Annotated in this window: 11 protein-coding genes; 7 read left to right on the forward strand and 4 right to left on the reverse strand. The window is 44.6% G+C overall.

Annotated features, from left to right (window positions below; translation table 11 throughout):
* The first annotated feature begins 66 nt into the window (after positions 1-66).
* The gene (locus C9J47_RS17025; protein WP_107254579.1) at positions 67-1,281 is read left to right on the forward strand and encodes an argininosuccinate synthase; all 1,215 of its coding nucleotides are present in this window, start codon (positions 67-69) and stop codon (positions 1,279-1,281) included.
* Positions 1,282-1,393: 112 nt separating this feature from the next.
* Positions 1,394-3,271, forward strand: a complete 1,878-nt coding sequence (gene argH / locus C9J47_RS17030) for an argininosuccinate lyase (protein ID WP_107254580.1) — start codon at positions 1,394-1,396, stop codon at positions 3,269-3,271.
* A 47-nt stretch (positions 3,272-3,318) separates the two neighbouring features.
* On the opposite strand, the gene C9J47_RS17035 is transcribed toward argH, so the two are convergent.
* From C9J47_RS17035 to C9J47_RS17045, 3 genes are all read right to left on the reverse strand, one after another.
* Positions 3,319-3,567 carry a DUF3624 domain-containing protein gene (locus C9J47_RS17035; protein WP_107254581.1) on the reverse strand — a complete coding sequence of 83 codons (249 nt, stop codon included), beginning with the start codon at positions 3,565-3,567 and terminating at the stop codon, positions 3,319-3,321.
* 146 nt (positions 3,568-3,713) lie between these two features.
* On the reverse strand, positions 3,714-5,165 hold the full coding sequence (locus C9J47_RS17040) for a dihydrolipoyl dehydrogenase (protein ID WP_107254582.1): 1,452 nt from the start codon (positions 5,163-5,165) through the stop codon (positions 3,714-3,716).
* Positions 5,166-5,282: 117 nt separating this feature from the next.
* Positions 5,283-6,011: a glutathione peroxidase gene (locus C9J47_RS17045; protein ID WP_107254583.1), complete on the reverse strand. Its 729-nt coding sequence runs from the start codon at positions 6,009-6,011 to the stop codon at positions 5,283-5,285.
* 162 nt (positions 6,012-6,173) lie between these two features.
* Between C9J47_RS17045 and oxyR the strand changes: the two genes are divergently transcribed.
* Entirely contained in the window at positions 6,174-7,073 is a 900-nt protein-coding gene (oxyR, locus tag C9J47_RS17050; RefSeq protein ID WP_107254584.1) for a DNA-binding transcriptional regulator OxyR, read from the forward strand.
* 132 nt (positions 7,074-7,205) lie between these two features.
* Here oxyR and C9J47_RS17055 read toward each other — a convergent pair whose 3' ends face one another.
* Complete coding sequence (locus C9J47_RS17055) at positions 7,206-9,779, reverse strand: penicillin-binding protein 1A (RefSeq protein WP_107254585.1); 2,574 nt, start codon at positions 9,777-9,779, stop codon at positions 7,206-7,208.
* A 152-nt stretch (positions 9,780-9,931) separates the two neighbouring features.
* Between C9J47_RS17055 and pilM the strand changes: the two genes are divergently transcribed.
* From pilM to C9J47_RS17075, 4 genes are read left to right on the forward strand one after another with little or no spacing between them, the layout of a single operon-like run.
* Positions 9,932-10,966, forward strand: coding sequence for a type IV pilus biogenesis protein PilM (gene pilM / locus C9J47_RS17060; RefSeq protein ID WP_107254586.1), 1,035 nt, complete (start codon positions 9,932-9,934; stop codon positions 10,964-10,966).
* A complete protein-coding gene (locus C9J47_RS17065) occupies positions 10,963-11,622 on the forward strand; it encodes a PilN domain-containing protein (protein ID WP_107254587.1) in 660 nt (219 codons plus the stop codon). The genes pilM and C9J47_RS17065 overlap by 4 nt, the downstream gene beginning before the upstream one ends.
* Positions 11,615-12,214: a type IV pilus inner membrane component PilO gene (locus C9J47_RS17070; RefSeq protein ID WP_107254588.1), complete on the forward strand. Its 600-nt coding sequence runs from the start codon at positions 11,615-11,617 to the stop codon at positions 12,212-12,214. Before C9J47_RS17065 ends, C9J47_RS17070 begins: the two co-directional genes overlap by 8 nt.
* A complete protein-coding gene (locus C9J47_RS17075) occupies positions 12,211-12,732 on the forward strand; it encodes a pilus assembly protein PilP (protein ID WP_107254589.1) in 522 nt (173 codons plus the stop codon). The genes C9J47_RS17070 and C9J47_RS17075 overlap by 4 nt, the downstream gene beginning before the upstream one ends.
* The last annotated feature ends 5 nt before the right edge of the window (positions 12,733-12,737 follow it).

Raw genomic sequence — 12,737 nt, forward strand, 5'->3', positions numbered from 1 at the left:
TAATAAGCAATTTTAATAAGAAGCGCCTGAGCGGTATGACCGTCGAACGGGCATAAGGAGAGCATCATGAGTAAGGTAACTAAAGTCGTATTAGCCTATTCCGGCGGTCTAGATACATCAGCAATCATCCCATGGTTAAAAGAAAACTATGACTGTGAAGTTGTCGCTTTTGTGGCAGATGTTGGTCAAGGTGCAGTAGAGCTTGAAGGGATTGAAGAAAAAGCGATCGCATCTGGCGCATCATCTTGTTACATCGCCGATCTAAAAGAAGAAATGGTAGCAGATTACATCTACCCAAGCCTCAAGACAGGTGCTATTTACGAAGGTAAGTACTTGTTGGGTACGTCAATGGCACGTCCTATTATCGCGAAAGCACAAGTTGAATGTGCGTTAGCCGTTGGTGCTGATGCGGTATGTCATGGTTGTACAGGTAAAGGTAATGATCAGGTTCGTTTTGAAGGTGCGTATGCCGCGCTTGCTCCTCAATTAACGGTGATTGCACCGTGGCGTGAGTGGGATCTGCGTAGCCGTGAAGCATTGCTAGATTACCTTGCCGAGCGTGATATTCCTTGCACAGCATCACTTGAAAAAATCTACTCTCGTGATGCAAACGCATGGCACATTTCAACAGAAGGTGGCGTGTTAGAAGATACTTGGAATCAGTCGAATGAACTGTGCTGGGTATGGACGAAAGATCCTGAAGATGCACCAGAAAAAGCTGAAACTGTGTCTATTTTGGTAGAAAAAGGTGAAGTTGTTGCTGTCGATGGTGAAGCCATGTCGCCGTTTAATGCCCTGACTTACCTGAATGAAAAAGGTGCAGAGCACGGTGTGGGCCGTATCGATATCGTTGAAAACCGTTTGGTTGGTATTAAGTCTCGTGGTTGTTATGAAACACCAGGTGGCACAATCATGAACGAAGCGTTACGTGCGGTAGAGCAATTAGTGCTTGATAAAGAGTCGTATGAATTCCGTGAGACGGTAGGGCTTAAAGCGTCACACCTGATTTATGACGGTCGTTGGTTTACCCCGCTTTGTAAATCGATGTTAGCGGCAGCAGATGAATTGGCTCAAGATGTGAGTGGTGAAGTTGTCGTGAAACTGTATAAAGGTCAAGCTACAGTGATTCAGAAACGTTCAGTGAATAGCTTGTACTCTGAAGAGTTTGCAACCTTCGGTGAAGATGAAGTCTATGATCACAGCCATGCTGGTGGTTTCATTCGCCTTTACTCGCTAGCAAGTCGTATCCGTGCATTGAACACACAGAAAAAACAAAAATAACAAAGTGACTTTCATCTTGCCTTTTGACTGAATATTGCGGAAGGTGAGATGAGCGGTTACAACAATAATGAAGCAATGAGCAAGTCGAGCAGTAAAGCATAGGAGTAGTACCATGGCATTATGGGGCGGACGTTTTAGTCAGGCAGCTGACACACGGTTTAAGCAGTTTAACGATTCATTACGTTTTGATTACCGTTTGGCGGAGCAAGACATCGTTGGTTCTATTGCATGGTCAAAAGCATTACGACAGGTTGATGTTTTAACCGAAGAAGAACAGCAGCGTTTAGAGTTAGCATTGAATGAGCTAAAGCTAGCGGTAATGGAAGATCCAGAGCAAATTTTGCGTTCTGATGCTGAAGATATTCATAGTTGGGTTGAGCAGCAACTGATCAGCAAAGTGGGTGATCTGGGTAAAAAGTTGCACACAGGGCGCTCTCGTAATGACCAAGTGGCAACCGATTTAAAACTCTGGTGCCGTCAACAAGGTCAACAGCTTCTGCTTATGCTCGACAAATTACAGAATCAATTTGTTTCTGTAGCTCGTGATCATCAAGGTACGGTATTGCCGGGTTATACGCACTTGCAGCGCGCCCAGCCTGTTACCTTTGCCCACTGGTGCTTGGCGTATGTTGAGATGTTTGAGCGTGACCACTCTCGTCTAAGTGATGCACTAGACCGCCTTGATACCTGCCCGTTAGGATCCGGTGCGTTAGCGGGAACGGCATACCCTATTGATCGTGAAGTACTTGCGCACAGTTTAGGTTTCCACCGTGCGACCCGTAACAGTTTAGATTCAGTATCTGATCGTGATCATGTGATGGAGCTACTTTCTGTTGCTTCTATCTCGATGCTTCACCTCTCGCGTATGGCTGAAGATTTAATTTTTTACAACTCAGGTGAATCAAACTTCATCGAGTTAGCAGATACAGTGACATCAGGGTCGTCTTTGATGCCACAGAAGAAAAACCCCGATGCTCTCGAACTTATCCGTGGTAAATGTGGCCGTGTTTACGGTGCAATGACGGGGATGATGATGACTGTTAAAGCTTTACCTCTGGCATACAACAAAGACATGCAAGAAGACAAAGAAGGTCTTTTTGATGCGCTTGATAGCTGGCACGACTGTATGGAAATGGCAGCGTTATGTTTCGACGGCATTCAGGTGAATAAAGAGCGTACCCTAGAGGCGGCAATGCAAGGCTATTCGAATGCAACCGAGCTGGCTGATTACTTGGTCGCGAAAGGTATTCCATTCCGTGAAGCTCACCATATTGTGGGGGTTGCTGTTGTTGCTGCCATTGCAAAAGGATGCGCGTTAGAAGAATTGTCTCTCGATGAAATGAAACAATTCTCGGTTGTTATTGAAGAGGATGTTTATCCAATTCTGACTATCCAGTCATGTCTTGATAAACGTTGTGCCTTAGGCGGTGTCGCACCCAATCAGGTTGATTATGCGATTGAGCAGGTCGAGAAGCGTTTAGAGAAACGTTATTCACCGGGCGTGAAAGTACGTGGTGCGCGTTTAACTGATCTTGATGCCATTGAAAGCATGGTGGTTTACTGGGCTGGACTGGGTGAAAACTTGCCGAGAAAACGTAATGAATTAGTCCGAGATATTGGCTCATTTGCAGTGGCAGAACACCATGGTGTCGTAACGGGCTGTGCGTCGTTGTATGTTTATGATTCAGGGTTAGCTGAAATCCGTTCGTTAGGTATCGAAGCGGGTTGGCAAGAACAAGGTCAGGGGAAAGCGATTGTTGAACATTTGATTGAGAAAGCCGATCAAATGGCAATCAAAAAGGTTTTTGTACTGACACGACTGCCAGAGTTTTTCATGAAGCAGGGTTTTATTCCAACCTCGAAATCATTACTGCCAGAAAAAGTGATGAAAGATTGTGACCGTTGTCCACGTCAGCATGCGTGTGATGAAGTGGCACTAGAGGTGCGTTTAGGTTGCGAACAAGCAATCCCAACGGTGAACGTCGCGTAACCGTACGAATCAATCCGGTAACTATGTAAAATGTAGTACCGGGTTTTTTATTGGCGTAAGTACCGAGACAAAGCCGTGATGAGGTGAGCGATAAGTAATAATGAGAAAGCACTGGCTGCGAATATTAATGTTATAGATTCAACTACCGTGGGGGTATCTTGATAAAAATACCACCAAGCTCCCCAACTCAAGCTACTTAGTAAGGCCAGTTGCCACATGCATTGACGGCAGCGACCGATCTTGTTTTTAAATGCTTGTTGGCTGAATGCGTCATTTTTACAGAGGTTACATCCCATCAGGCTCACTCTAATTAACGAATGTCGCTAGTATTGTACCGCTCGACGATCTCGGTGTAACGAAAAAAGCCCTCCGTAGGGGGGAGGGCAAAGAATTTTACAGGATTATTTTACTGGTTATTAAGAGTGCTTGTGCGTCGTACTTATTAACAACCAGGGCCACAGTCTAGGCAGTGTTTAATCATATCTGGACCAAGGTGCAATTTAGCGTTTAGATCGCGCAGTGCAGTACGTACACCTTCTTCAATTACGGGATGGTAAAATGGCATATCCAGCATTTCAGCAACGGTCATTTTGCTCTGGTGTGCCCATGCCAATAGGTGTGCTAAATGCTCAGCGTTTGGACCAATCATCTCAGCCCCAAGGAAGCGACCTGTACCGTGTTCACCATACACATGCAGCATGCCTTTGTTTCGTAACATAACGCGAGAGCGACCTTGCCCTTCGAAAGAAACGAAACCTGTTTCAAAGCACCCGCAAGTACCTAAACGTGTCGTAAGTTCTTTGTAAGTTTCTCCCACCATCGCGATTTGTGGATCTGAGAACACCGCAGAAATCTTTGAGCGACGAAGACCGGCTCGGATCTCAGGATAACGACCTGCATTATCACCCGCGATACGTGCTTGGTCTGCTGCTTCATGCAGTAATGGAAGCTGGTTGCTTGCATCACCGGCAATAAATATCGAGCTTATTGATGTTTGCATGGTGTAGTAATCAGCCACTGGTACGCCACGCGCATCAAGCTCTAAGCTGGTATTGTCGATATCTAACTGATCAACATTAGGACGTCGACCTGTTGTCGCTAATACATAATCAACGGTAATTTCTTTTAGCTCACCCTCTTTACCAATATATTTAATCTCAACCACATCACCTTCACGCTTCATGCTTTCTACTTGCACATCAGCATCAAGGTAGAATTCTTCATTGAAAGATTTATAAGCGTAAGCCATGACGTCAGGATCGGTCAGTGGACCTACTTGGCCGCCTAGACCAAACATAATGACTTCAACCCCTAGACGCTTAAGTGCTTGACCTAGTTCCAAGCCAATAACACCTGGACCAAATACTGCGACTGAATTAGGTAAGTCATTCCATTCAAAAACATCATCATTAATGATTAGACGATCACCGAGCTCATTCCATACTGCTGGGTAAGCAGGGCGAGAACCCGTTGCGACAACAATACGCTTAGCAACGATCTTGGTGTGATCATCGACGATTAAGGTATTATCATCGGCAAATTTTGCGTAGCCAATAATCTTGTCTCCGGCTGGAATTTCGTCAACCCCTTCCAAAACGAATCCGACAAAGCGATCGCGTTCGCTTTTAACGCGAGCCATGACTTCTTGACCGTTAATCACGATTTCACCTTGAGGGTGAATGCCGAAGCCGGGTGCTTTTTCGATTTGATGAACGCTTTCAGCGGCTGCGATAAGTAGCTTCGATGGCATGCAACCTACGCGAGCACATGTGGTGCCGTATTGGCCACCTTCAATCATCACAACACTGTCAGTGTGTGCTTTTGCTGCACGATAAGCACCAAGACCAGCAGTACCACCACCAATAACAGCTACATCAACATTCAAGGTTTTCATTTGGGTATCTCCGAGCAAAATCAAAAAAGGCGAGACGAAAAATACAGATTGTCTCGCCAATTATTTGTTGGCTTTTCTAGTTTAAGTAACGGGTGTTACTTGAGGTTTATCACTTTCTTAAGCTAAGTATGTTTCTAATTCTTCACTGCCACCAATGTGCTTACCACCGATGAATACCTGAGGAACTGTGCTGCGACCTGTGATAGCACGTAGGCTGACAGTTGTTGCATCTTTACCTAATACCACTTCTTCGTACTGCAGGCCTTTGTCGATTAGGTTCTGCTTTGCTTTTGCACAGAATGGACAACCAGGCTTAGAGAATACGGTGATTGATTCTTGTAGTTTGTGGTCTGGTGCAACGTAGTTAAGCATAGTGTCGGCATCAGAAACTTTGAACGGGTCGCCTGGTTCTTCTTGCTCAACAAACATTTTTTCAACAACGCCGTTTTTAACCAGCATGCTGTAACGCCATGAACGAGGACCAAAACCTAGGTCTTCTTTATCAACCAGCATGTCCATGCCTTTCGAGAATTCACCGTTACCATCTGGAATGAATGTGATGTTTTCTGCTTCTTGGTCTGCTTTCCATGCGTTCATTACAAACGTATCGTTAACTGACACACACACAATCTCATCAACGCCATGCTCTGCAAATACTGATGCTAGCTCGTTATAGCGAGGTAAATGGCTTGAAGAACAAGTCGGTGTAAATGCACCTGGTAGGCTAAACAAAACCACTGTCTTGTTTGCGAATAGTTCCTCTGTTGTAACATCTACCCATGCATCGCCTTGGCGAGTATGGAATGTTACTTGTGGTACAGCCTGACCTTCTTTAGATGCGAACATAATGTAATTCCTTAAATTTAAAATATTTATTTGATTCAATCGGAGCGTAGCAATCTGTGCTCCCTTTTGATGTGATGATTATGTGATTTTTGGCTTGATAGCTCCAATCGTTTGCTGCTATGGTTTTGATAGTTTATACCTATCGTTGGAAATCAGAGCAATATGAACATTCGTGATCTTGAATACCTTATCGCTTTATCAGAGCACAAGCATTTCAGAAAAGCCGCAGAGTCGTGTTTTGTCAGCCAACCTACATTAAGTGGACAGATCAAGAAATTGGAGGATGAGCTAGGTGTGTCTTTATTAGAACGCACCAGTCGTCGGGTACTTTTTACTGATGCTGGATTGAACCTAGTTGCTCAAGCGCAAAAAGTACTGCTGGAGGTGAAGGTGCTAACGGAACTGGCGAGTCAGCAAGGGGAGAGTATGAGTGGACCACTTCATATTGGGTTTATTCCTACTGTTGGTCCCTATTTATTGCCATTAATTATTCCAATGTTTAGGGAATCGTTTCCTGATCTCGAACTGTTTCTTCATGAAGCACAAACCAGTCAATTAACGCATTTATTAGAAGAAGGTAAATTAGACTGTATTTTGCTGGCGGCAGTAAAAGAAACAGAAAGCTTCATTGAATTGCCACTCTATGATGAACCTATGGTCGTGGCCGTGCCTGACACCCATCCTTGGGCAGAAAAAACGGAGATGGATATGGCTAGCCTTCATGGCGAAACGCTCTTGATGCTGGGGGATGGGCATTGCTTACGTGATCAGGCTATGGGGTTCTGTTTTGCGGCTGGGGCGAATGAAGATGGGCGTTTTAAAGCTACGAGCCTAGAAACATTGCGTAATATGGTTGCAGCAGGAAGTGGGATAACGTTATTACCGCAACTCGCGACCCCAAAAGAGCGTAGCCGTGATGGTGTTTGTTATATCAAGGTTCACGACCCGATCCCGACCCGTTTAATTACTTTATGTTATCGCCCTGGCTCACCATTACGTACTCGCTATGAAAAAATAGCGACAGAAATTAAAGATCGCATGGTGACGTATTTTGAACAATAACGACTAGGTCGTAGTTGAGGCATAAAAAAAGAGCGCTAATACTGGTGTTGTATTGGCGCTCTTTATTATACAAAGGTTATAAGCAAGCAGCCTTACCCTTTATGTATTTACGTTATTGTTATCAATAACGCGTTAGAACAATTCGTCAGAACTGTCTGCTTCAAAAATACTTTCAGAACCACTTTCACTGACCGTTTCTGTTGGTTCGGTACCTTTTTTAAAATATTCAAACATCGAGCTAGCATCATTGCGATTCGATAGCTTGCCGCTTTCACGGTCTATACGTACTGTCACAATATCTTCGGGTAATTGTTTATTTTGCACTGGCACATCTTGTAATGCTGCCTTCATGAACTCAATCCATGCAGGTTGTGCTGTTTTTGCCCCCGCTTCACCGCCAGATATTTGCTCTTTACCTAGGTTATTGTTCCATGATGCTTTACCTAGCTCACGGCTATGTTTATCAAAACCAACCCATGCAGTTGCAACAATATTAGGACCGAAACCTGAGTACCAAGCATCTTTCGATCCATTGGTTGTACCGGTTTTTCCGCCAATATCTCGGCGTTTAAGTACCTGAGCTCGCCACCCCGTACCATTCCAGCCAGTACCTGTCCGCCAGTTGCCTCCGCCCCAAATATTACTTGCCATCATTTCACGAACTAAGAAAGCATTCGATTCTGAAATAACTTGCGGGGCATATTTAACGGGCTGTTGATCAGATTCTTGGGCACTGCCTGCAGTCCCTAATTCTTGTTCGCTAATTGCGATATCGTTAATAACGGCACGGTTTGTCGCTATGGATTCACCAGTAGATTGCTTTTCATCCTGACATTCGTCGTTACAGACAATATTAGGGTTTGCTTGGTAAACTAAATTACCGTAAGCGTCTTCTACACGTTCAATGAAATACGGTTTAACAAAGTAACCACCGTTAGCAAAAACGGAAAAACCTTGCGCCATTTCAACTGGCGTTAGGCTACCTGCTCCTAAAGCAATTGCTTCAGCGCGAGGGATCTCATCACGTTTAAAGCCAAAGCGTGTTAGGAAACTGATGGTTTGATCTAAACCGACACTGCGTAATACGCGCACCGCCATAACGTTTTTCGATTGCGCTAAACCAAGACGCAAGCGGGTAGGGCCATTGTATGTGGGGGGTGAATTTTTAGGGCGCCACGCAGTGCCTTGGCTCTGATCCCAGCGATTGATTGGTGCATCATTAACCAATGTTGCCAGTGTCATACCGTTATCAATTGCCGCAGAGTAGATAAAGGGCTTAATACTTGAACCAACTTGGCGTACAGACTGAGTTGCACGGTTAAATTTACTGTGTGCAAAGTTAAAGCCGCCCACCATTGCTAACACTGCACCGTTTTGCGGAGAGGCCGCCACGAATGCTGTATTGGCATCGGGAACTTGGCTCAGTACCCAATATGTGCTTTCTGTACCGTCTTCTGCTTGCTTGGTTTTAGGTTGAACCCAAACTTGTTGACCAGAGGCTAAAATATCGGATGCTTTCTTGGGTGCAGCTCCTTGGCGAGTATCTGTGACAAATTTACGCGCCCACTTCATACCATCCCATTCAAGAGTGACATTTTCACCGCCTTTAATGACGACGTTAGCTGTTTTCTTGTCGACATTGGTTACAACTGCTGGGGTTAGATCCCCGTAGCTTGGTTGTTTTTTTAGGTGCTCGACGATGTCGTTTTCCGCCATTGCCGTTTGACCAGGCTGCCACAATGTTGCGACGGCACCGCGGAAGCCGTGGCGTTGATCGTAGTTTAGCAAGTTTGATATTGCTGCATGTTGCGCGGATTTTTGTAGTTTGCTATCGACCGTTGTATACACGCGCATGCCGGAGGTATATGCATCTTCTCCGTAGCGTTCAACAAGCCATGAACGAGCGCGTTCAGCAAAATAAGGCGCACTCAGCTCAATTTCAGCCCCGTGGTAGCGAGCAACAATTGGCTCTGAACGAGCTTGATTCAGTTCGGTTTGCGTTATGTAGCCTTCTGCAAACATACGACCCAGCACCACATTCCGACGTGTGGTTGAACGATCCAATGAATAGATAGGGTTCATGGTTGACGGTGCTTTTGGTAAGCCAGAAATAACCGCAATTTCACTTAGGGTTAATTGGCTAATATCTTTGCCAAAATACACTTGTGCTGCTGCACCAACACCATAAGAGCGGTAACCCAAATAAATTTTATTGAGATACAGCTCTAAAATTTCATCTTTCGTTAGCAGTTGCTCGATGTGAATCGCAATAAAAATCTCTTTTATTTTACGCATGATCTTCTTTTCATTCGTTAAGAAGAAATTTCGTGCGAGCTGCTGAGTTATGGTACTAGCCCCTTGCTTGGCTGAACCTGATGTCAGCACCACAAAAGCAGCGCGGGTAATACCAATTGGATCAATGCCGGGGTGTTGATAAAAACGACTGTCTTCAGTCGCAATGAATGCATTAATCATTTGAGGTGGGATGTCTTTTAACGCTAATGGTATACGGCGTTTTTCACCAAACTGTGAAATCAATTCACCGTCGGCACTAAAGACCTGCATAGGGGTTTGCAGTTCCACATTTCTGAGTGTTGCTACATCTGGGAGTTCTGGTTTTACATAAAGGTAAAAGCCAAAAATAGTACTGACTCCAAGAGTTATGCAAATGATTGCAAGAATAAGTAGTCGCTTTATGAACTTCACTAGAGATTTCCCGTTACGCCATCGTTCAACCGGCCATTATTCATTATCTTTCAACAAGTAGTTTAAAAAAATAATTAAATAAAGAGAACATCACCGGATGGTGTTTTTTTTGAAAGAAATTGCTTTTCCACTATCAGGGAGCATAGCACGGTATGTTTCGGAACCCATTAAGTATTGGGATAGATATTGGCAATCACAGCGTAAAAGCGGTTGCTTTGTCTCAAAAAAAAGAACGGTTGGAATTAGCCGCTTATGCTGAGGTTGTGTTGACGTCACCCGTCATCAACGAGCAGCATAGCGTAGATTCCACAGTGCTGTTGTCAGCAATACGTAAATTAAAAAAGAGTTTACCTTTTGGATCCAAAATAGTGACATTGGCGTTACCAGACAGTGCGGTAATTAGTAAAGTTATCCAGCTAGATACCAACCTTAAAGAAGATGAGGCGATATTCGCCGTCTCTCAAGCCTTAGGGAGTTCTTCTCCTTTTCCTGTTGAAGAGTTATGGGTGGATTTCTTCCCTTTAGAATCTAATGCATTTCCTGACGCCACCACGACCATGCCCTATCAGATTTTTGCGACTCGAAAAGAGACGGTAGATACCCGCATTGTTGCCATTAAAAAAGCGGGATTATCACCCAAGGTGATGGAGTTACAAACCCACGCTTTGTTATGGCTTGTTGAGCATAGTGCTGAGATGTCTGGCATTCATGAACAGTGGGGCGTCGTTGATGTTGGGGATTGTCTGACTGAATTTTGCATCAAGCCACAAAATGCGGCCGCGTATCATCGAGAAATCGCGTTTGGATTACGTAAGTATTCTTCATCCCCGCACCGTAACACCTTAGTTAATGATCTTTATTACGATGAACCCGCTATGAAAGAGTCGCTTTCGAGTGATGAGATAGAGCGTTTTACTCAGCAATTAGCGGATCAACTGAAGCGACAGTTTCAGCTTTATAATTCCACCCACCCGCGATCATCTCTAAAGGGGATCTGGCTGTGTGGGGGCGGGCAACATGTTATTTCAAGTGAGCTTTTACAGCGTTTACTGGGGGTTGAGGTCGAGTTAATGAACCCTTTTGCCCATTTTATTCGTCATAAAAAGCTAGAGGCAGTCTCTGGCAGTGCATTGAATAGCCAGTTTGCCGTGGCTGCCGGCTTGGCTATTCGAGGGGTGAATCAATGATCGCTAAACTGAATTTACTCCCATGGCGGGAAGAAAAGCGGATACAACACAAGCGACGTTTTATGGGGTTATTAGGGGCGGCCGTTTTTGTCGCTGCTGCTGGTCATTGGTTGACGGCTGAATTTATTGGGTATCAAAAAGAGCTGCAGCAAGTGCGTAATGATCAGCTGCAATTAGAAATTGATACGTTAGATCGTCAGCTGTCCTTTCTACCGGAATTGGAACAGCAGCGGGAAGCATTAAATAGCCGGTTACGCATTATTGAAGACATTCAGTCTGAACGTAATCGTGTCACCCATCTCTTTAGCATGCTGCCCGCATTAGTACCTCAAGGGGTGTATCTCGACAATATCTCGTTGAAAGAGGGCAACGTTTTGCTTAATGGTGTCGGTGACTCTAACGGTCGAATTGCTTCATTGCTGTCTAATGCAGAACATTCGGAATGGTTAGAAGATGTTGCCATGTACTCTATTGAAGCCACAAAAGGGAGCAATTCAGAAGACCTCACCAGCTTTAAAGCTTCTTTCTCGATGAAAACACCAGTCATGCTGGCGTCTACGTATGATGCTGGGTATGAGCTAGTCAAAAAAACTGACGGGAGTTTATGCAACAACGATAACAAGCTCACTGTGTGCAAGGAGGTACACAGTGAATGATTGGCAAGATTTAGACTTTGATGAAATAACCGAGTGGCCACGGGGGCCTCAATCTGTGGTGGCGCTTCTATTATCATTGGTTGTCGTTGCGGTGGGGTATTGGTATTGGCTTACTCCGTTGCAAGCTGAGTTAGCCCAGTTAAAGCAGACCGAAGTGGAATTGCGTTCACGCGTTATTAATCGCGCTTCGCAAGTTGCCGCTTTACCGACGGTGAAGCAACAGATTGATGAATTAAATAAGCGGTACCAAACTGTAATTGTACAGTTACCCGTCGAGAGGGAATTAGCCAGTTTACTCTCAGATATTAATGATATTGGTGTTAATAATGGATTGGAGTTTCAAGGTATTCAATGGGCGGATCGTATCGAGAAAGCGCAATATCATGAGCTGCCCTTGAATATGCAATTGACTGGTAATTATGAGCAAATAGGTCAATTTGCAGCATCCATTGCACACCTTCCTCGTATTGTGACGCTAAAAAATGTTGACTTGAAAGTGACCGAGCATGGTCAAAATAAAAACACCTTATCGTTAAAAGTGTCAGCAAGTACATACCGCTTCAAAGGCACACCAGAAAAGGTGGCGTTATGAACCCCCCTTTTTACTTGCCGCTCATGCTCTGTCTATTGCTGATGGGGTGTCGAGCGAATGATGATTCTATTTCAATATTTATCTCTAATTCACATTCGGCGGCAGAAGCTAGAATTGAGCCGTTATCTGCCCAGTTTGAATTTATTGCGGATGAATTTGTGATGACGGATTCGCGTGTTCCTTTTGTGCGCCCTTACCCTAAACAAATGGATATTGCTGAAACGAGTAACAAGTCGTGCTGGCAACCGAATTTACAACGAGAATTTACAGCATTAGAGAGCTACTCGCTCGATACGCTTACGATGAAAGGGGTACTGGGTGACCGTAAGCAACTATGGGCATTGATTTACACGCCCGAAGGTCAATTGATCAAAATAAGGGAAGGGCATTACATCGGATTAAACCACGGCCAGGTCCAGCGTGTTGGCTCTCGCAGTATTGATATTGAGGAAATTTTACCTGATGGCGCGGGGTGTTGGTTAAAAAGAACAACTCATCTTGCTCTTAATCAGCAGTGATCAAG

Source organism: Photobacterium indicum, from assembly GCF_003026215.1.
In the GTDB taxonomy this organism is placed as follows: Bacteria; Pseudomonadota; Gammaproteobacteria; order Enterobacterales; family Vibrionaceae; genus Photobacterium; species Photobacterium indicum.

Excerpts from the sequence above, each read along its gene's own strand:
- C9J47_RS17025 (WP_107254579.1), top strand. The coding sequence starts at position 67 with ATGAGTAAGGTAACTAAAGTCGTATTAGCCTATTCCGGCGGTCTAGAT.
- argH (WP_107254580.1), top strand. The coding sequence starts at position 1,394 with ATGGCATTATGGGGCGGACGTTTTAGTCAGGCAGCTGACACACGGTTT.
- C9J47_RS17035 (WP_107254581.1), bottom strand. The coding sequence starts at position 3,567 with ATGGGATGTAACCTCTGTAAAAATGACGCATTCAGCCAACAAGCATTT.
- C9J47_RS17040 (WP_107254582.1), bottom strand. The coding sequence starts at position 5,165 with ATGAAAACCTTGAATGTTGATGTAGCTGTTATTGGTGGTGGTACTGCT.
- C9J47_RS17045 (WP_107254583.1), bottom strand. The coding sequence starts at position 6,011 with ATGTTCGCATCTAAAGAAGGTCAGGCTGTACCACAAGTAACATTCCAT.
- oxyR (WP_107254584.1), top strand. The coding sequence starts at position 6,174 with ATGAACATTCGTGATCTTGAATACCTTATCGCTTTATCAGAGCACAAG.
- pilM (WP_107254586.1), top strand. The coding sequence starts at position 9,932 with ATGTTTCGGAACCCATTAAGTATTGGGATAGATATTGGCAATCACAGC.
- C9J47_RS17065 (WP_107254587.1), top strand. The coding sequence starts at position 10,963 with ATGATCGCTAAACTGAATTTACTCCCATGGCGGGAAGAAAAGCGGATA.
- C9J47_RS17075 (WP_107254589.1), top strand. The coding sequence starts at position 12,211 with ATGAACCCCCCTTTTTACTTGCCGCTCATGCTCTGTCTATTGCTGATG.